18 protein-coding genes are annotated in these 18,128 nt (G+C 64.5%); 8 read left to right on the top strand and 10 right to left on the bottom strand.

Annotated features, from left to right (window positions below; all coding sequences use genetic code 11):
- Positions 1-59: 59 nt before the first annotated feature.
- Positions 60-617, top strand: coding sequence for an NAD(P)H nitroreductase (locus ACNFCI_RS09140; RefSeq protein ID WP_084858311.1), 558 nt, complete (start codon positions 60-62; stop codon positions 615-617).
- Positions 618-643: 26 nt separating this feature from the next.
- Here ACNFCI_RS09140 and ACNFCI_RS09135 read toward each other — a convergent pair whose 3' ends face one another.
- From ACNFCI_RS09135 to ACNFCI_RS09115, 5 genes are all read right to left on the bottom strand, one after another.
- Positions 644-1,996: a sensor histidine kinase gene (locus tag ACNFCI_RS09135; protein WP_368830166.1), complete on the bottom strand. Its 1,353-nt coding sequence runs from the start codon at positions 1,994-1,996 to the stop codon at positions 644-646.
- A 47-nt stretch (positions 1,997-2,043) separates the two neighbouring features.
- Positions 2,044-2,460, bottom strand: a complete 417-nt coding sequence (locus tag ACNFCI_RS09130; RefSeq protein WP_368830165.1) for an LTXXQ domain protein — start codon at positions 2,458-2,460, stop codon at positions 2,044-2,046.
- A gap of 207 nt (positions 2,461-2,667) precedes the next feature.
- Positions 2,668-3,345, bottom strand: a complete 678-nt coding sequence (locus ACNFCI_RS09125) for a response regulator transcription factor (protein ID WP_084858308.1) — start codon at positions 3,343-3,345, stop codon at positions 2,668-2,670.
- Between the two features lie 149 nt (positions 3,346-3,494).
- Positions 3,495-3,794 carry a YciI family protein gene (locus ACNFCI_RS09120; RefSeq protein WP_070092114.1) on the bottom strand — a complete coding sequence of 100 codons (300 nt, stop codon included), beginning with the start codon at positions 3,792-3,794 and terminating at the stop codon, positions 3,495-3,497.
- 1 nt (position 3,795) lies between these two features.
- Positions 3,796-4,392 (bottom strand): septation protein A, encoded by a 597-nt coding sequence (locus tag ACNFCI_RS09115; protein WP_084858307.1) that lies wholly within the window; start codon positions 4,390-4,392, stop codon positions 3,796-3,798.
- A gap of 67 nt (positions 4,393-4,459) precedes the next feature.
- On the opposite strand from ACNFCI_RS09115, the gene ACNFCI_RS09110 reads away from it, so the two are divergent.
- The 6 genes from ACNFCI_RS09110 (at position 4,460) to ACNFCI_RS09085 (ending at position 10,924) form a co-directional block, all read left to right on the top strand.
- Positions 4,460-5,320, top strand: coding sequence for a PHP domain-containing protein (locus ACNFCI_RS09110; RefSeq protein ID WP_084858306.1), 861 nt, complete (start codon positions 4,460-4,462; stop codon positions 5,318-5,320).
- Positions 5,321-5,333: 13 nt separating this feature from the next.
- Positions 5,334-5,963 carry an L-threonylcarbamoyladenylate synthase gene (locus ACNFCI_RS09105; protein WP_084858331.1) on the top strand — a complete coding sequence of 210 codons (630 nt, stop codon included), beginning with the start codon at positions 5,334-5,336 and terminating at the stop codon, positions 5,961-5,963.
- A gap of 125 nt (positions 5,964-6,088) precedes the next feature.
- Positions 6,089-6,787 (top strand): segregation and condensation protein A, encoded by a 699-nt coding sequence (locus ACNFCI_RS09100; protein ID WP_172403047.1) that lies wholly within the window; start codon positions 6,089-6,091, stop codon positions 6,785-6,787.
- Positions 6,788-6,810: 23 nt separating this feature from the next.
- Positions 6,811-7,575: an SMC-Scp complex subunit ScpB gene (gene scpB, locus ACNFCI_RS09095; protein WP_324815749.1), complete on the top strand. Its 765-nt coding sequence runs from the start codon at positions 6,811-6,813 to the stop codon at positions 7,573-7,575.
- 168 nt (positions 7,576-7,743) lie between these two features.
- The gene (gene rluB / locus ACNFCI_RS09090; RefSeq protein WP_084858304.1) at positions 7,744-8,799 is read left to right on the top strand and encodes a 23S rRNA pseudouridine(2605) synthase RluB; all 1,056 of its coding nucleotides are present in this window, start codon (positions 7,744-7,746) and stop codon (positions 8,797-8,799) included.
- A gap of 706 nt (positions 8,800-9,505) precedes the next feature.
- Positions 9,506-10,924, top strand: coding sequence for an amino acid permease (locus ACNFCI_RS09085; RefSeq protein WP_084858330.1), 1,419 nt, complete (start codon positions 9,506-9,508; stop codon positions 10,922-10,924).
- Positions 10,925-11,121: 197 nt separating this feature from the next.
- Here the strand turns inward: ACNFCI_RS09085 and ACNFCI_RS09080 are convergent, their stop codons facing one another.
- Positions 11,122-12,006 (bottom strand): LysR substrate-binding domain-containing protein, encoded by an 885-nt coding sequence (locus tag ACNFCI_RS09080; protein ID WP_084858303.1) that lies wholly within the window; start codon positions 12,004-12,006, stop codon positions 11,122-11,124.
- 150 nt (positions 12,007-12,156) lie between these two features.
- On the opposite strand from ACNFCI_RS09080, the gene ACNFCI_RS09075 reads away from it, so the two are divergent.
- Positions 12,157-15,177: an FAD-binding and (Fe-S)-binding domain-containing protein gene (locus ACNFCI_RS09075; RefSeq protein WP_368830164.1), complete on the top strand. Its 3,021-nt coding sequence runs from the start codon at positions 12,157-12,159 to the stop codon at positions 15,175-15,177.
- A gap of 92 nt (positions 15,178-15,269) precedes the next feature.
- Here the strand turns inward: ACNFCI_RS09075 and ACNFCI_RS09070 are convergent, their stop codons facing one another.
- The 4 genes from ACNFCI_RS09070 to phhA form a co-directional block, all read right to left on the bottom strand.
- Complete coding sequence (locus tag ACNFCI_RS09070; protein WP_263498516.1) at positions 15,270-15,398, bottom strand: hypothetical protein; 129 nt, start codon at positions 15,396-15,398, stop codon at positions 15,270-15,272.
- Positions 15,399-15,627: 229 nt separating this feature from the next.
- Positions 15,628-16,824, bottom strand: coding sequence for an amino acid aminotransferase (locus tag ACNFCI_RS09065; RefSeq protein WP_324811685.1), 1,197 nt, complete (start codon positions 16,822-16,824; stop codon positions 15,628-15,630).
- Positions 16,821-17,177, bottom strand: a complete 357-nt coding sequence (locus tag ACNFCI_RS09060; protein ID WP_324811688.1) for a 4a-hydroxytetrahydrobiopterin dehydratase — start codon at positions 17,175-17,177, stop codon at positions 16,821-16,823. The genes ACNFCI_RS09065 and ACNFCI_RS09060 overlap by 4 nt, the downstream gene beginning before the upstream one ends.
- Positions 17,178-17,218: 41 nt before the next feature.
- The gene (gene phhA, locus ACNFCI_RS09055; RefSeq protein ID WP_084858299.1) at positions 17,219-18,007 is read right to left on the bottom strand and encodes a phenylalanine 4-monooxygenase; all 789 of its coding nucleotides are present in this window, start codon (positions 18,005-18,007) and stop codon (positions 17,219-17,221) included.
- Positions 18,008-18,128 lie beyond the last annotated feature (121 nt).

Below are 18,128 nucleotides of genomic sequence, written 5' to 3'. Positions count from 1 at the left end.
GCAGCTTGGGGCTTGGCGCTTGAGAATGCCCGCACATTTCTCTGCCAGGAGGGTAGCCCATGGAGGCTCTCGACGCATTGCTCAACCGTGTTTCCGTGCCACGCCTGACCGACCCGGCGCCCAATGCCGCCCAGCGCGAAGCGCTGTTCCAGGCCGCACTGCGCGCCCCTGACCACGGCCAGCTGCGCCCATGGCGCTTCCTGACCATCGAAGGCCAGGGCCGCGAGAGACTCGGTGAGCTGTTCGCCGAAGCGCTGCGCCAGAAGGGCGATGCCAGTCAGGCGGCCCTGGACAAGGCCCGGGCCATGCCGATGCGGGCCCCGCTGTTGATCGTGGTGGTGGCCCGGCTGCAGGACCACTTCAAGATTCCCAAGTCCGAGCAGCGCCTGGCGGCGGGCTGTGCGGCCCATGGCATCCTGATCGCGGCCCATGCCCAAGGCATCGGGGCGGTATGGCGCACCGGCGACATGGCGTTCGATGCCCATGTACACCAAGGGCTGGGGCTTGCCGAAAACGAAGAACTGATCGGCTACTTGTATGTCGGCACCCCTGCCACCGAGCCGCGTACCGCGCCGGTGCTGGAGACCGCCGATTTCGTCAGCGCCTGGGGCGAGTGAAGGATCGGGGCTGCGCCGCAGCCCCGTCATCCAGTCACGATCTCGCAGGGCAGCTCCAAGGTCGCGACGAACCCACCCTGCGGATGGTTCTCCAGTTTCAAGCTGCCCCCATGACGCTCCGCCGCCCGCCGGGCAATCGCCAGCCCCAGCCCATGCCCAGGCGCTTCCTGCCCTGGCGCACGGAAGAACGGCTCGCCCAGCTGGGCCAGGTGTTCCTCGGCCACGCCCGGCCCGTGGTCGCGTACGCTCAGTACGATACGGTCCTGATCGCGTTCGGCGCGCAGCTCGATCGGTTGCCCTGCGGGGTTGAAGCGCAACGCATTGCGCACCAGGTTGTCCACGGCACGCTCGATCAGTGTCGGCCAGCCCTGCAGGGTCAGGCCTGGCGTGGCCTCCAGGCGCAGCTCCTGTTCCGGGGCGCTGAGCTGGGCATCCTTGCGCACGCTGCCAAGCACGGCGTTCAGGTCCACGGGCTCGGCATGGGATTGTTCGGCGTCGACGCGGGCCAGGGCGAGGATCTCGCTGATCAGGTCCTCGAGCCGGTCGCATTCGCGCGTCAGGCGAGGCCACAACGCCTGGCGCTGCTCCGGCTCGGCCCGCTCGGCCAGGGCCAGGGCGATGCGCAGCCGCGCCAGGGGCGAGCGCAGTTCGTGGGAGACATCGCGCAACAGTTGCCGCTGGCTGCCGATCAGGCTCTGCAGGCGTGCGCCCATCTTGTTGAAGTCGTTGGCCAGCACGCCGAACTCGTCGCGTCGGGCGGCCAGGCGCGCCAGGCTGTTCTGCTGGTAGCTGGTTTGCCCCAGGTCATGCACGGCGCCGCGTAGGCGACTCAAGGGGCGGGTGATGGAGAGCGTCACCAGCAGGCTGAACAGGGTCAGCACCACCAGGGCGATGCCCAGGGCACTGAGTGGCCACAGCAGGCTTTCGCGGTGCCAGGCATTGAGCTCCGGGTGGGGGATGCGATAGATCAGTAGGTAGGTCTCGCCGCTCTGGGGACTGGTGTATTCCTCGGTCAGGCGGCGCCAGGGCAGGTGACGCTGGTCGTTGTGCTGGCGCGCCTCGAAGGCGGCGGCGCGACGGGGGAAGGTGCCTGGCACCACGGCCTGGCCATTCTCGTCCAGAACCTGCACATCGATCTTGTAACGGTGCTTGCGTCGCTCCAGGAAGCGTTGGGCGGACTCCAGGCCTTCCTGCTCGTAGTGCTGGGCCCAGTGGCTGGCCAGGGTGTTGAGGCCAGGGTGGCGGCTGAGGATCCAGGCGTCCTGGTTGAGCATGTGGCCGAGCAGGATCGACAAGCCGGCGACCAGGGCGATGGCCAGCCAGAAGCTGGCCAGGATGCGCCAGAACAGTGAACGCACGAGCGAACCTCCTGAAAGCATGAAAAGCCCGGCCCGCGGTGAGGCGGGCCGGGCGTCGGGCGGACAGCTTACTGGGCCTTGCCGGCTTTTTCAGCTTTCCAGGCCTGGAACTCCTGCCACTCGGCCTTGCGCGCGGCGCGTTCCTTCTGCAGTTCGTCGAACTTCTTCTGCTGCTCGGGTTTGAGCAGGCCGCGGATGCTGGCCTGGGTCTTGTCCTGGCTGGCCTTGATTTCGTCCTTCATGGCCTTCTGGTCGGCGGCGGGCAGCTTGGCGATGTAGCGTTCGGTGATATCGCGGCGCTGTTTCATCTGCTCGCCCATCAGCTTGCCGATCTGCTGGCGCTGGTCGCGGCTCAGGTCCAGTTGGGCGAAAGCCGCGTCACCGCGATGATGCGGGCCGCCATGCTGGTGGCCGCCTTCGGGCATGGCCATGGCCACGGTCGGCAGGGCGGCGGCGAACATCAGGGCGATAAGGGTCTTGCGCATGGTGTTTCTCCTTTCATGGGCCGGTGGTTACCGGATGAGCCCAGTCTAGGGAACGCAAGGTCAAGGGCGGTCAGCTGAGCGTAAAGACTCGGTAAAGGTCTGTCGCGGCAACTGGCTTGAACGGGGCGGCCCGATCGCCGGCAAGCCGGCTCTCACAGGTATGGACGGTGCGGGACAGGTGAGAGCCGGCTTGCCGGCGATAGCGGTTCAGAGGCTGTAGTAATAGCCGCGGCTGCGCAGGGCAACGATGCGCGGTCGGCCATCGGGATGAGGGCCGATCTTCTTGCGCAGGTTGCTGACATGCATGTCCAGGCTGCGGTCGTACAGGGTGAGCTTGCGGCCTAGGGCGAGTTGCGCCAGTTCCTGCTTGTCCAAGGGCTCGCCAGGCTGGCGCAGCAACGCCTCGAGGATACGGCTCTCGGAGAGGGTCAGGCTCATTTCCCGCTCGTCGATGCTGGCCACGCCGCGTGCGGGGCTGAAGGTCAGGTCACCGACCTCCAGCTGGCTGCTGCTGGCCGCCGGGTGGCTGCGCCGCAGCACGGCACGCAGGCGGGCGGTGAGTTCTCGTGGGTCGCAGGGCTTGGCCAGGTAGTCGTCGGCACCCAGTTCCAGGCCCAGGATGCGATCCAGGGGCTCGCCCCGGGCCGAGAGCATCAGCACCGGTAACTCGGCATGTTCGGTTCGCAGTTGCTTGAGCAGTTCCAGGCCACTGCCGTCGGGCAACATCACATCCAGCACCACGGCCGAGGGCGCTTGTGCGGCCAGGGCCTGGCGTGCGCTTTGGCCATCATGGCAGGCGCGTACGGTAAAGCCTTCCTGGCTCAGCCAGCTGGCAAGCAGCTCGCAGAGCTCCTGGTCATCATCAATCAGTAACAGCTCGCTCATGACTCACTCAATTCAACCTTTGACGGCGTTCTCGATGCCCGCCAGCGGCCAAGATACCGCAAGCTGCGGCAAAGGGTGTACTGGCCGGGTCGGCCAGGCCCCGCGACGGCGGGGCGCTGGCGTGTTCGCCAAGGGAGCGGCGGGAAGGGTCAGGGCAGGACTTGCTTGAACGGCTTGACCACGACCTTGTCATACACGCCGGCGGCGATGTAGGGGTCGGCATCGGCCCAGGCCTGGGCTGCGGCCAGGGAGTCGAACTCGGCGACGATCAGGCTGCCGGTGAAGCCGGCGGCGCCTGGGTCGTTGCTGTCGATGGCCGGGTGCGGGCCGGCCAGTACCACGCGGCCTTCGGCCTTGAGCTGCTGCAGGCGCTCGATGTGGGCGGGGCGGGCGGCCAGGCGTTTTTCCAGGGAACCTTCGACGTCGCTTGCGATGATGGCGTAGAGCATGTCAATCCTTGGGTTTGGAGGTGGAGGGGTCGTTGTCGTGCAGGTGACGCGACAGGTACACGCCCTGGGCCACCAGGAAGATCACGGTCATGCCCAGGCTGCCGAACACCTTGAAGTCGACCCAGATGTCCTGGAAGGTGAAGGCGACGAACAGGTTGGCCGCACCGCAGACCAGGAAGAACCCGATCCACGCCAGGTTCAGGCGGGTCCAGATGGTGTCCGGCAGGGTCAGGGCGTGGCCCATGATGCGTTTGATCAGCACCCGGTCACCGATGAAGTGGCTGGCGGCGAAGCCCAGGGCGAACAGCCAGTTGACCACTGGCGCCTTCCATTTGAGGAAGGTCTCGCTGTGGAAGGCGAGGGTCAGGCCGCCAAACACCAGGCAGGCGACCAGGGTCAGCAATTGCCCTTTTTCCAGCTTGCCGTGGCGCAGGAACAGCGCGCCATATACCACCAGGGAGCTGATGATCAGCATGGCAGTGGCGCTGTAGATACCGCCGAACTCGAAGCTGTGGCCGGCGATTTCGACGGGGCGTGGGTCGAGCTTGTAGACGATGAAGAACAGCAGAAGCGGGATGAAATCGATGAATTGTTTCACAGTGGCAGCCAGAAGCGGGATGTGACGGCATAATATCAAACATCGATTCCAGCGAAAGCGCTCCTCCATGAATGTTGATCTGCACTGTCACAGCACGGCCTCCGATGGCGCCCTGTCGCCCTCGGCCCTGGTCGCCCGGGCCCACGAGCACGGGGTGCGGACGCTGGCCCTGACCGACCACGACACCATCGAGGGCCTGGCCGAAGCCCGCCAGGCCTGCCAAGACAACGGCATGCATTGGGTCAGCGGCGTGGAGCTTTCATGCACCTGGGGTGGCGCGACCATCCATGTGCTGGGCTATGACTTCCCGCTAGACGCACCGCCCTTGCTCGCTGCCATCGAGGCCCTGCACCGGGGGCGATGGCTGCGCGCCGAGGAAATCGACCGACGGTTGGCGGCCAAAGGCATGCCTGGCACGCTCGATGGTGCCCGGGCCGTTCAACAGGCGTTGGGCGACAGCGGCAACGCCCCGGCACGGCCGCATTTCGCCGAGCACCTGGTGCGCGCAGGCCACGTCAAGGACCGCGGCGAGGCCTTTCGCAAGTGGCTGGGTGCTGGCAAGCTCGGTGACGTCAAGCTGCACTGGCCGACCCTGGAGGAAACTGTCGCGACGCTGCGCCAGTCCAACGCATGGGTGAGCCTGGCCCATCCCATGCACTACGAACTTACCCGCAGCAAGCGCAGAAGGCTGATTGCCGACTATATTCAGGCAGGCGGGCAGGCATTGGAGGTGGTCAACGGGATGATGCCGGCCGAGCAGGTGGGCACGATGTCCATCCTCACCCGTGAGTTCGGCCTGCTGGCAAGCGCTGGCAGTGACTTCCACGGCCCCGGCACCTGGGGCGAGATCGGTGCCTATCGGCCATTGCCCGAGGATCTGCCACCTCTGTGGCGCCGATTCAGCCATGAACAGCCTATGGCGGTATGAACAGGACGACTACGTGAGCCAATTTTTCCAGATCCATGCGGAAAACCCGCAGGCGCGCCTGATCAAGCAGGCCGTCGAGATCATCCGCAAGGGCGGGGTGGTGGTGTATCCCACCGACTCGGCCTACGCGATGGGCTGCCAGATCGGCGACAAGACCGCCGTGGAACGGGTTCGACGCCTGCGCCAGCTGGACAAGAACCATAACTTCACGCTGCTGTGCTGCGACCTGTCGCAAATGGGCACGTTCGCCAAGATCGACACGGCGACGTTCCGTCTGCTCAAGGCGCATGTACCCGGGCCGTACACCTTCATCCTCAACGCCACGCGCGAAGTGCCACGTTTGTTGATGCACGAGAAGCGCCGCACCATCGGCCTGCGCGTACCTTCCAACCCGATCGTCCTGGCGCTGCTCGCAGAGCTGGGCGAGCCCCTGATGAGTGTGAGCCTCATCCTGCCGGGCGATGAAGACCCGATGACCGACCCGTACGAAATCCGCCAACGCCTGGAGCATCACGTCGACCTGATCATCGATGGGGGCTTCGGCGACCTGAAGGCTTCGACGGTCATCGACCTGTCCGGCGACGACCCGGAAGTGATCCGTGTCGGCTGTGGCGACCCCGCGCCCTTCCTGGCGCCTGCGTGAGCCAGGCTCAAGAGGCCGCGGCACCGGTCAGCGACAGCGAATCGCCGCAACAGCTGCAATTGGCGCTGGTCTATGGCGAAGCCCTGACCGAGCTGCCGATGGACCTGTACATCCCGCCGGATGCCCTGGAAGTATTCCTCGAGGCCTTCGAAGGGCCGCTGGACCTGCTGCTGTACCTGATCCGCAAGCAGAACATCGATATCCTCGACATCCCGGTGGCGGAAATCACTCGCCAGTACATGTCCTACGTCGAATTGATGAAGAGCGTGCGCCTGGAGCTGGCCGCTGAGTACCTGGTGATGGCTGCCATGCTTGCCGAGATCAAGTCGCGCATGTTGTTGCCGCGTTCCAGCGAGGTCGAGGAGGAGGAGGGCGACCCGCGCGCCGAACTGATTCGCCGGTTGCAGGAGTACGAACGCTTCAAGGCCGCCGCCGAGGGCATCGACGAGCTGCCGCGGGTGGGCCGGGAGGTGGTCGTGCCGCGCCTGGAGGCGCCCCAGGCCAAGGTGCGCAAGCTGCTGCCGGAAGTCGCGCTGGAGGAGATCCTGCTTTCGATGGCCGAGGTGATGCGCCGCAATGACCTGTTCGAGAGCCACCAGATCACCCGCGAGACGCTGTCGACCCGCGAGCGTATGAGCGAGGTGCTGGAGCGGCTCAAGGGGGGTGGTTTCGTGCCTTTCGTCGAGCTGTTCACGCTTGAGGAGGGCAAGCTCGGCGTAGTGGTCACGTTCATGGCGATTCTCGAACTGGTGAAGGAATCGCTCATCGAACTGGTGCAGAATGAGCCTTTCGCCCCGATCCATGTCCGTGCCCGGGCCGAGTGACAACGAACTGGCCTTTCCTGATGATGAACCTGAATGAACCGCGCGACCTGGCGTCGCTGATCGAAGCCTTCCTGCTGGCGTCTGGCAAGGCGCAGTCACTGGAGCGGTTGTACGAACTGTTCGAGGAAGCCGAGCGCCCGGCGCCGGCTGTCTTCAAGAAAGCCCTGGAGCTGCTGGGCAAGTCCTGCAACGGCCGCGCCTTCGAACTCAAGGAGGTGGCGAGCGGTTATCGCCTGCAGATCCGCGAAGACTACGCACCCTGGGTCGGGCGCCTGTGGGAAGAGCGGCCGCAGCGATACTCGCGCGCCTTGCTCGAGACCATGGCGCTGATCGCCTACCGCCAACCGATCACCCGCGGCGAGATCGAAGATGTGCGTGGCGTGGCGGTGAACAGCAATATCATCAAGACCCTGATGGAGCGCGAGTGGATCCGTATCGTCGGCTACCGCGAGGTGCCCGGCAGGCCGGCGATGTTCGCTACCACCAAGGCGTTTCTCGACCATTTCAACCTCAAGAGCCTGGACGAGCTGCCGGCCCTGGCCGAGTTGCGCGAACTGGAGCCCGAGCCGCTGCTGGACCCGGATGACGCGCCGGTGCCGGCACACCTGCAGGCGTTGGCTGATGCCAGCCTTGACGAGGGCGAGCAAGGCGAGGCACCGCTGCGGGAGGAGACCAGTTTCCGGAGCTTGCTGGTGGAGCTGGATGCCATGGAAGTAGGGCTCAAGACCGATTTCGATGACTTGCGGGACGAGGCGCCGGAGTCCGAGGTCCAAGAGCCCAAACCTTGAATATGTGACTTCCCCTGTAGAAGCGCCGCCGGGCAGAAAACCGTGGTCTGTTCGTGAAAACCTTCTAGGCTGCAGTGCGTTCGCCCACCGAACCGCGTATGATGCGCGCCCCGTTGGCGCATCCGTCGCCACGAACCGCTTTCACTACATACACCGGGAGGTGCCCAGATGAGTGACCAAGACCTGCAAGAAACCCAACCCAACCCACCGTCCGGCGAAAAGCTGCAGAAGGTGCTGGCGCGCATCGGCGTCGGTTCGCGTCGTGACGTCGAGGCCTGGATCAGCCAGGGCCGTATCAAGGTCAACGGCGTCGAGGCCACCCTCGGCCAGCGCGTCGACCTGCATGACGCCATCGCCGTTGACGGCAAGCTGATCAAGCGTGTGGAGGCCGCCGAGGCCACCCGCCGAGTGATCATGTACAACAAACCCGATGGCGAGATCTGCACCCGCGACGACCCTGAAGGTCGCCCGACCGTGTTCGACCGCCTGCCGCGCCCGAAAGAGGGCCGCTGGATCAATATCGGCCGCCTGGACATCAATACCACCGGCCTGTTGCTGTTCACCACCGACGGTGAACTGGCCAACCGCCTGATGCACCCGTCCTACGAAATGGACCGCGAGTATGCCGTACGCGTGCGGGGTGAGGTCGACGACGACATGGTCGACCGCCTCAAGGCGGGCGTGATGCTCGAGGATGGTCCGGCCAAGTTCACCGATATCCAGAAGGCACCGGGTGGCGAAGGCTTCAACCACTGGTACCACTGCGTGGTGATGGAAGGCCGCAACCGTGAAGTGCGCCGCCTGTGGGAGTCCCAAGGCGTGGTGGTCAGCCGCCTCAAGCGCGTGCGCTTCGGCCCGGTGTTCCTCAACTCCGACCTGCCGATGGGCCGTTGGCGCGAAATGACCCAGGGCGAGATCGACATCCTTGCCGCCGAGGTCGGCCTGCAGCCTGTGGCGCTGCCGGCGCTGAACCTCAAGGCCAAGGACAAGCTCGAGCGCATGCAGCGCAAGTCCACCCGCCCACTGGGCCGTGGCGAGCGCGTGCGCACCTTGCGCCCTGCCCAGGACGGCCAGGCCGAGCGCCCGGGGCGCGAAGAGGCTCCGCCTCGCAAGGCCGTGCGGGGCAGTGCCGTGGCCGAGCGTCCGAGCGAGATGCGCAAGCGTCCGGGCAAGCCTGAGGGTGACAAGCCGGCGGGCCGTGGCCGCGGCAAGCCGCGCAGCTAACGACTGGCGTTGAGTTGAAAGGGGCCGCTGTGCGGCCTATCGCGGGACAGGCCCGCTCCTACAGGAATGACACTCCCTGTAGGAGCGGGCTTGTCCCGCGATAGGCTGCGCAGCGGCCCTTTTTTTGCCGTTTGTTTTTCAACCCACTGATCTACCGAAGCTTTTTCGAACGCCTGGCACGTTTTTGAACCATCTTGTAACGATTATTTTACGAAATCCCGCGCTTTTTCCCGTCACGCCTCCTCCTGTAAACAGATTTTGCCAAGAGCCGCATCGCAGAGCCGCTTCACCGCCGCCAATCCCCTTGCCCAAGCCCCCGCCCCACGGTGATATAGCGCCCATGCCGTGTGCAGAAGCCAGGCCGCAGAGCCGGGCATCGAGAACAACAAATGGAGGCGCCATGTACGCCGATCTCTCCGCCTTTCCAGGCCTTCACCCCAGGACCGGTGCGTTTTTTCATCAGGAAATGACGCAACGCGTTGACGCCTGCGCGCTCGCAGGGGTATACAATGCGCCGCGTTTTACCTGTGACCCCAATGCGTACCGCGCACTCTTGCTGACGCCTGGTTGAGCCGTCCAGGGCCTAAGCCCTCGGTGTATCACCTCGTCCAAGAAACCCAAGGTAACCACCTTGCCCATTCCGCTGCGCCACGAGCGCGGTGGGTCCGATTTCGTCACAGATAAAAACAAGCAGGTGACTTCGTTCATGAGTGGACAAAACATGCCTTCAGGCGAGCTCAAGCGTGGCCTGAAAAACCGCCATATCCAACTGATTGCCCTGGGTGGGGCCATCGGTACTGGATTGTTCCTGGGCTCGGCCGGCGTGATGAAGTCCGCTGGCCCGTCGATGATCCTCGGCTACGCCATCTGCGGCTTCATCGCGTTCATGATCATGCGCCAGCTGGGCGAGATGATCGTCGAAGAGCCTGTCGCCGGCTCCTTCAGCCATTTCGCGCATAAGTACTGGGGCGGTTTCGCCGGGTTCCTGTCCGGCTGGAACTGTTGGGTGCTGTACATCCTGGTCGGCATGTCGGAGCTGTCCGCAGTCGGCAAGTACATCCATTACTGGTGGCCAGAAATCCCGACCTGGGTCACGGCAGCAGGCTTCTTCATCCTGATCAATGCGATCAACCTGATGAACGTCAAGGTCTTCGGCGAAGCCGAGTTCTGGTTCGCGATCATCAAGGTGCTGGCCATCGTCGGCATGATCGGCCTGGGTGCCTACCTGCTGACCAGCGGCAGCGGCGGTCCCGAGGCTTCGGTGACCAACTTGTGGGCCCACGGTGGCTTCTTCCCCAACGGCGTGAGCGGCCTGGTGATGGCCCTGGCGATCATCATGTTCTCCTTCGGTGGCCTGGAAATGCTGGGCTTCACCGCCGCTGAGGCCGACAAGCCCAAGACCGTGATTCCGAAGGCGATCAACCAGGTCATCTACCGTATCCTGATCTTCTACATCGGTGCCCTGGTCATCCTGCTGTCGCTCACGCCATGGGACAGCCTGGTCGCCAGCATCGACGCTTCCGGCGGCAGCTATGGCAGCAGCCCGTTCGTGCAGGTCTTCTCGCTGCTCGGTAGCGATGTAGCAGCCCACCTGCTGAACTTCGTGGTCCTGACCGCGGCGCTGTCGGTGTACAACAGCGGCACCTACTGCAACGCCCGTATGCTCTACGGCATGGCCGAACAGGGCGATGCCCCGGCGAGCCTGGCGAAGATCGACAAGCGTGGCGTACCGGTGCGCTCGATCCTGGCCTCGGCCGGCGTAACCCTGGTCGCCGTGCTGCTCAACTATTTCATGCCGCAGCATGCCCTGGAGCTGCTGATGTCGCTGGTGGTCGCAGCCCTGGTGATCAACTGGGCGATGATCAGCTACTCGCACCTGAAGTTCCGCCAGCACCTGGACCGTACTGGCCAGAAGCCGCTGTTCAAGGCCCTGTGGTATCCGTATGGCAACTACATCTGCCTGGCATTCGTGGTGCTGATCCTGGGGATCATGCTGATGATTCCTGGCATCCAGGTGTCGGTGTATGCAATTCCGGTCTGGCTGGTGGTGATGTATGCGTTCTATGCGCTCAAGAGCAAGCGCGCTGGGGTTGTGACCTCGGCTGCCGGGTCGGTGGCCAAGTAAGCGACTGTTAGGTTGTATCGGAACCCGATGCCAGGTGACTGGCATCGGGTTTTTTGTTGCCTCGGCGCCGGCAAGCCCCACTTGGCCTGCGCTGTTTCCAGAGACACCGCCATACCTGTGGGAGCCGGCTTGCCGGCGATGGGGCAGTGGCGCCCCCGTTACATCTGAACGTTCAAGCGGCCTGCGAACCAGGCGCTTCAAATCTGCCCCAACAGCCACCCGCGAAACGCCCGCAGCGAAGGCAGTGCCTCATTGCGCGGCGGGTAGATCAGGTAGTAGCTACGCTGGCTGGCAAAGGCCTCCCCGGCGCTGAACAGCTCCCCGCTGGCCAGCTCTTCTTCCACCAGGATCCGTGGCACCAGGCCAATCCCGATGCCTGCCCGCACCGCCTGGATCAAATGCGACGTCAACTCGAAGCTCGGCCCCAGTCGCATCCCTCGATGGGGCAGGCCATGGTGCGAAAACCATTCGCCCCACGCATGGGGATTGTTGGCCACGTTGAGCAGCACCTGCTCGCTGATACGCCCCGGCCCCCAGGCTTGTGCATCGGTCGCGGCCTGCGGCGGCAGGATGACCACCAGCTCCTCGGCATGCAACCGATGGCAGATCAACCCGGGCAGGTCATGGGTCGCCACCCCGATGGCCGCATCGATCTCGCTGGTCTCGAAGTTGATCGCTTCGATCCGTGAATGAATGTGCACCAGCATCCCCGGGTGCGCCGCATAGAACGCATGCAGCCGCGGTAGCAGCCATTTGGAGCCGAACGTGGGCAAGGTGGCCAGGCGCAAGGTACCGACGCCGGACTGATACGCCAACGCCTGCAGCGTCGCGCTGCGGATACGTCCGAGCGCCTCGCTGAGTTCGCGCTGGTACAGGCGCCCGACATCGGTCAGTTGCACCTGGCGGCCTTCGCGCCGGAACAGCGTCAGGCCAAGCTGGTGCTCCAGCGCCTGGACTTGGCGGCTGACCGCGCTCTGGGTCAGCGACAGTTCGGCGGCGGCGCGGGTGTAGCTTTCATGCCGGGCAGCAGCTTCGAAGGCCAGCAGCAATGACATCGAGGGTGTCAGGTGGCGGTAATTCATTCATGAAACTCATCGATAGCGGCAGGAATATCCGTTTGCCCCTAGCCGGAAACTACAGGAACATTGGCACATTCGTCATCCTCGCCTGAGCAACCCATGCCAGGACGACAGGATTTCCGTGAATCAGCCCTATCAAGAGGCCATCCTTCGATGATCGCCCAGCTGTCGACCCGTGCGCCTGCCGCCCACTACCCCGAATTCCTCGAAGCCCTGCGCGGCAGCGGCTTCCGTGGCCAGATCAGCGCCGACTACGGCACCCGCACCGTGCTGGCCACCGACAACTCCATTTACCAGCGCCTGCCCCAGGCCGCGGTATTCCCGATGGATGCCGACGATGTGGCGCGAGTGGCCACGTTGATGGCCGAACCGCGTTTTCGCGAGATCAAGCTGACCCCGCGTGGCGGCGGCACCGGCACCAATGGCCAGTCGCTGACCGACGGCATCGTCGTCGACCTGTCGCGGCACATGAATACGATTCTCGAGATCAACGTCGAGCAGCGTTGGGTGCGAGTTCAGGCCGGGGTGGTCAAGGACCAGCTCAACGCGGCGCTCAAGCCCCACGGGCTGTTCTTTGCCCCTGAGCTGTCCACCTCCAACCGTGCCACCGTCGGCGGCATGATCAACACCGACGCCAGTGGCCAGGGCAGCTGCACCTACGGCAAGACCCGCGACCATGTGCTGGAGCTGCACAGCGTCTTGCTCGGCGGCGAGCGCCTGCACAGCCTGCCGCTCGACGAGGCGGCGCTGGAGCAGGCCTGCGCCGCGCCTGGCCGGGTGGGCGAGGTGTACCGCACGGCGCGGGAGATCCAGCAGACCCAGGCCGAACTGATCGAAAGCACCTTCCCCAAGCTCAACCGCTGCCTGACCGGCTATGACCTGGCGCACCTGCGCGACGAGCAGGGCCGCTTCAACCTCAACAGCGTGCTGTGCGGGGCCGAAGGGTCGCTGGGTTATGTCGTCGAGGCCAAGCTCAATGTGCTTCCGATCCCGAAATACGCAGTACTGGTCAACGTGCGCTACAGCAGCTTCATGGATGCCCTGCGCGATGCCAACGCGTTGATGGCGCACAAGCCGCTGTCGATCGAGACCGTGGACTCCAAGGTGCTGATGCTGGCGATGCAGGATATCGTCTGGCACAGCGTGGCCGAGTATTTCCCGGCCGACGCCGAGCGCCCGACCCTGGGCATCAACCTCGTCGAGTTCTGCGGTGACGAGCCGGCCGAGGTCAATGCTCGGGTGCAAGCCTTTATCGATCACCTGAAGGCCGATGCCAGCGTCGAGCGCCTGGGCCATACCCTGGCCGAGGGCGCCGAGGCGGTGACCAAGGTCTATGCCATGCGCAAGCGTTCGGTGGGCCTGCTGGGCAACGTCGAAGGGGAGGTCCGCCCGCAGCCGTTCGTCGAAGATACCGCGGTGCCGCCGGAGCAACTGGCCGACTACATCGCCGACTTCCGCGCCTTGCTCGACGGCTATGGCCTGGCCTATGGCATGTTCGGCCACGTCGATGCCGGGGTATTGCACGTGCGCCCTGCGCTGGACATGAAGGACCCGGCGCAGGCCGCGCTGGTCAAACCGATTTCCGACGCCGTGGCGGCGCTCACCCAGCGTTACGGCGGCCTGCTCTGGGGCGAACATGGCAAGGGCCTGCGCTCGGAATACGTTCCGGAATACTTCGGCGAGCTGTACCCGGCGTTGCAGCGCCTCAAAGGTGCGTTCGACCCGCACAACCAGCTCAACCCGGGCAAGATCTGCACCCCGCCGGGCAGTGCCGAGGGGCTGACGCCGGTCGATGGCGTCAGCCTGCGTGGCGACCTCGATCGCAGCATCGACGAGCGCGTCTGGCAGAGCTTCGGCAGCGCCGTGCACTGCAACGGCAATGGCGCCTGCTACAACTACGATCCCAACGACGCCATGTGCCCATCCTGGAAGGCCACACGCGAGCGCCAGCATTCGCCCAAGGGCCGAGCCTCGCTGATCCGCGAGTGGCTGCGACTGCAGGGCGAATCGGACATCGACGTACTGGCGGCGGCGCGCAACAAGGGAGGCTGGCTCAAAGGCCTGCCGGCGCGGCTGCGCAACGCGCGGGCACGCAAGCATGGCCAGGAGGATTTCTCCCACGAGGTGTACGATGCCATGGCCGGCTGCCTGGCGTGCAAGTCGTGCGCGGGGCAGTGCCCGATCAAGGTCAATGTGCCTGACTTCCGCTCGCGGTTCCTCGAACTGTACCACGGCCGCTACCAGCGTCCATTGCGCGACTACCTGATCGGCTCGCTGGAGTTCACCATTCCCTACCTGGCCCATGCGCCGGGGGCGTACAACGCGGTGATGGGTTCGAAGTGGGTAAGCAAGCTGCTGGCCGACAAGGTGGGTATGGTCGACAGCCCGTTGATCAGCCGTTTCAACTTCCAGTCGACCCTGAGCCGTTGCCGCGTCGGCATGGCCAGTATCCCGGCATTGCGTGAGCTGACCCCGGCCCAGCGTGAGCGCAGCATCGTGCTGGTGCAGGATGCCTTCACCCGCTATTTCGAGACGCCACTGCTGGCCTCGTTCATCGAACTGGCCCATCGCCTGGGCCATCGCGTGTTCCTGGCCCCCTACAGCGCCAATGGCAAGCCGCTGCACGTGCAGGGCTTCCTCGGTGCCTTCGCCAAGGCCGCGATCCGCAATGCCACGCAGCTCAAGGCCCTCGCCGAGTGCGGTGTGCCGCTGGTGGGCCTGGACCCGGCGATGACCCTGGTGTATCGCCAGGAGTACCAGAAGGTCGATGGCCTGGATGGCTGCCCCAAGGTGCTGCTGCCCCAGGAGTGGTTGATGGATGTACTGCCCGAGCAGCCTGCGGTCGATGCCGGCCACTTCCGCCTGATGGCCCACTGCACCGAGAAGACCAACGTGCCGGCCAGCACTCGCCAGTGGGAGCAGGTGTTCGCCCGCCTGGGCCTGAAGCTGGTCACCGAGGCTACCGGTTGCTGCGGCATGTCGGGCACCTATGGGCATGAGGCGCGTAATCAGGAGGCTTCGCGGACCATCTTCGAGCAGTCCTGGGCGACCAAGCTGGACAAGGAGGGGGAGGCGCTGGCGACCGGCTATTCCTGCCGTAGCCAGGTCAAGCGCATGACCGAGCGGCAACTGCGCCATCCGCTGGAAGTGGTGTTGCAGTACGCCCGACGCTGAGGCGTGAGCCGGATTCTGGACGGTGTGAAAACGCGATGACGGGCAAGGTCCCGCGAGTCAGCCGTTTTCACACTGTCGGAGGGTGTGCGCGGTTATTCCTGGTCGGCGCTGGATTGATCGTCACCGTCCTGCTCGACAGCAGGCGCCGGTTCGGCGTGGGCGGCAACGGTTTGCTCTTCGGGGTTCAGGCTTGGGAAGGGAAGATTCGGGATTTCATGCATCTCGTCGTTCCTCGCAAGTGTGAGTGAAAAGACTGCGCCAGGCGCGTGTGAGGCTTCGAAAAGCTCGGGCAGGATACAGGAGTCTGGATGACAGTTTGAAATTTTTCGCCTTGCGGCGCGGTTTTGCGGGTGGTTATCGGACAATCAGGGAGGCTTATTCGCGGGTGAACCCGCTCCCACAAAGGGCTTTGGCAAGCCCTGTGGGAGCGGGTTCACCCGCGAAAATGCCCTACAGACAGACGTCGGCGATCGCCGCTGCCAACTGCTCCAGGCGCTGTGCATCGGCGCCGGCGATGTTCGCCCGGCCGGTACCGACCATGTACACACTGTGCTTCTCGCGCAACAGGCTTACTTGCTCCGGGCTCAGCCCGGTGTAGGAGAACATCCCGCGTTGCGCGGCGATGTGGGCGAAGCGCTCGGCCAGACCGTGAGGTTCCAGCGCCTTGACCAGGCCCAGGCGCAGTTCGGCGATGCGTTGGCGCATGGCGTCCACTTCCTCGACCCATAGGGCCTTGAGGGTTGGGTCGCCAAGGATCTGGGCCACCACCGCGGCCCCATGGTCGGGCGGCGTCGACCACAGGTTGCGAGCCAGCAAAGCCAGCTGGCTACGCACATCCAGCAGCTTCTCGGCATCATGGCTGCATACCAGCAGGGCCCCGGTGCGGTCGCGGTAGAGGCCGAAGTTCTTCGAACAAGAGCTGGTGATCAGCAGTTCCGGGAGCTCAGCGGCGAACAAGCGCACCGCCCAGGCATCTTCCTCCAGTCCGTCGCCGAAGCCCTGGTAGGCGAAATCGATCAACGGTAGCAGGTTGCGCTTGCGCACGACTTCGAGCACGGCGCGCCAGTCGTCCTGGCTCAGGTCGAAACCGGTGGGGTTGTGGCAACAGGCATGCAGCAGTACCACGTCGCCTTCCGGCGCCTGTTCCAGAGCCGCCAGCATGCCCTTCACATCCAGGCGGTTGTCCGAACCCACGTAGGGGTAGTGGGACACCTTCAGCTTGGCGCCGGCGAAAATGGTTTCGTGGATCGGCCAGGTCGGGTCGCTCAGCCAGATGCCACGCCCGGGCAGGCAATGGGCGATGAATTCCGCCGCCAGGCGCAGGGCGCCGGTGCCGCCTGGGGTCTGGGTGGCGCCGGCGCGTTGGCTGGCAAGCAGTGGCGAGGCACTGCCCAGCACCAGCTCGCTGACCAGGCGGCCAAACGCCGCGTCGCCATGGCCGCCGACGTAGCTCTTGGTGGCTTGCTGCTCCACCAGACGCTGTTCGGCCTGTTTGACCGCCGCGGGAATTGGCGTCAGGCCCTGGGCATCCTTGAACACGCCAACGCCCAGGTCGAACTTCGCCGGGTTGTTGTCACGGGCATAGGCTTCCATCAGCCCGAGGATCGGGTCGCCAGGGACCCGGCCAATGGCTGCGAAATGCATCACTTGCGCCCTTCGGCGGTCTTGGCGACTTCGTCGGTGCGCGCGCACATGATGAAGTCGTTGCGGTGCAGGCCCTTGATCGAGTGGCTCCACCAGGTGACGGTGACCTTGCCCCACTCGGTCAGCAGGCCTGGGTGATGGCCTTCGGCTTCGGCGATTTCACCGACCGCGTTGGTGAACGCCAGGGCATGCTTGAAATTCTTGAACAGGAAGACGCGTTCCAGCTCCATGTGGCCGTCGCGGACTTCGATGTTCCAATCCGGGATTTCGCGGATCAGTTCGGCCAGCTCCGAGTCGGAGACTTTTGGCGCGTCGGCACGGCAGGCTTCGCAGTGGGCTTGGTTCAAGGCATTCATGGGTGTCTTTTTCCGTTTTGAGTTGTTATCGGCAAGGCGGCTCAGGCGGCTGCCTTGGGTGGAAACTTCGGTGCGTGCAGGCCCAGTTTCATGGCCTGGTGAACCATGCCCATGATGTCTTCGTGGGCCAGGTCGAACAGGCGCTTGAGGTCGGGCAAGACGAAGTAGAGCGGCTGCAGGATGTCGATCCGATACGGGGTGCGCATGGCTTCGATCGGGTCGAAGGCCTGGTGCTCAGGCTCGCCGGACAGGCTGTAGACCGTTTCCTTCGGCGAGGACAGGATACCGCCACCGTAGATCTTTCGGCCTTGCGGGGTTTCCATCAGGCCGAACTCGATGGTCATCCAGTACAGGCGGGCCAGGTAGACGCGTTCCTCCTTGGTGGCCGCCAGGCCCAGCTTGCCGTAGGTGTGGGTGAACTCGGCGAACCAGGGGTTGGTCAGCAGCGGGCAGTGGCCGAAGATCTCATGGAAAATGTCCGGCTCTTGCAGGTAGTCCAGCTCTTCCGGGGTGCGGATGAAGGTGGCCACCGGGAAGCGCTTGCTGGCCAGCAGTTCGAAGAAGGTCTGGAAGGGAATCAGGGCTGGCACGCGGGCGACCTGCCAACCGGTGGTGGCGCCGAGCACCTTGTTGATCTCACCGAGCTGGGGGATGCGGTCGTGGGGCAGCTTGAGCTGGTCGATGCCGTCCAGGTACTCCTGGCAGGCGCGGCCTTCGATCACCTTCAGCTGACGGGTGATCAGGGTGTTCCACACCGCGTGTTCCTGTTGCGGGTAGTCGATAAAACCATGCGCATCGGGCTCGCGTGCCACGTATTGCGTCTGTTTCATGTGGCTCTCCTGGTGAGGGCATTCTTGTTATGTTCAGGACATGCCCTAGGAATATCGCCCTGTTGACGTATTTGCACGGGGTGCGGGCTCGCGGTGGCAGTAGCCCATCGCCTATTTTTGT

Source organism: Pseudomonas sp. NY15356, from assembly GCF_048068175.1.
Lineage (GTDB): Bacteria > Pseudomonadota > Gammaproteobacteria > Pseudomonadales > Pseudomonadaceae > Aquipseudomonas > Aquipseudomonas putida_K.
Note: the sequence above shows the minus strand (reverse complement) of the source record. Positions and strands in the feature narration are given on the sequence as shown.

Bases quoted from the DNA above. Each gene is read 5' to 3' on its own strand.
- ACNFCI_RS09140 (WP_084858311.1), top strand. From the start codon at position 60: ATGGAGGCTCTCGACGCATTGCTCAACCGTGTTTCCGTGCCACGCCTG.
- ACNFCI_RS09135 (WP_368830166.1), bottom strand. From the start codon at position 1,996: ATGCTTTCAGGAGGTTCGCTCGTGCGTTCACTGTTCTGGCGCATCCTG.
- ACNFCI_RS09130 (WP_368830165.1), bottom strand. From the start codon at position 2,460: ATGCGCAAGACCCTTATCGCCCTGATGTTCGCCGCCGCCCTGCCGACC.
- ACNFCI_RS09125 (WP_084858308.1), bottom strand. From the start codon at position 3,345: ATGAGCGAGCTGTTACTGATTGATGATGACCAGGAGCTCTGCGAGCTG.
- ACNFCI_RS09120 (WP_070092114.1), bottom strand. From the start codon at position 3,794: ATGCTCTACGCCATCATCGCAAGCGACGTCGAAGGTTCCCTGGAAAAA.
- ACNFCI_RS09110 (WP_084858306.1), top strand. From the start codon at position 4,460: ATGAATGTTGATCTGCACTGTCACAGCACGGCCTCCGATGGCGCCCTG.
- scpB (WP_324815749.1), top strand. From the start codon at position 6,811: ATGAACCTGAATGAACCGCGCGACCTGGCGTCGCTGATCGAAGCCTTC.
- rluB (WP_084858304.1), top strand. From the start codon at position 7,744: ATGAGTGACCAAGACCTGCAAGAAACCCAACCCAACCCACCGTCCGGC.
- ACNFCI_RS09085 (WP_084858330.1), top strand. From the start codon at position 9,506: ATGAGTGGACAAAACATGCCTTCAGGCGAGCTCAAGCGTGGCCTGAAA.
- ACNFCI_RS09080 (WP_084858303.1), bottom strand. From the start codon at position 12,006: ATGAATTACCGCCACCTGACACCCTCGATGTCATTGCTGCTGGCCTTC.
- ACNFCI_RS09075 (WP_368830164.1), top strand. From the start codon at position 12,157: ATGATCGCCCAGCTGTCGACCCGTGCGCCTGCCGCCCACTACCCCGAA.
- ACNFCI_RS09070 (WP_263498516.1), bottom strand. From the start codon at position 15,398: ATGCATGAAATCCCGAATCTTCCCTTCCCAAGCCTGAACCCCGAAGAG.
- ACNFCI_RS09060 (WP_324811688.1), bottom strand. From the start codon at position 17,177: ATGAATGCCTTGAACCAAGCCCACTGCGAAGCCTGCCGTGCCGACGCG.
- phhA (WP_084858299.1), bottom strand. From the start codon at position 18,007: ATGAAACAGACGCAATACGTGGCACGCGAGCCCGATGCGCATGGTTTT.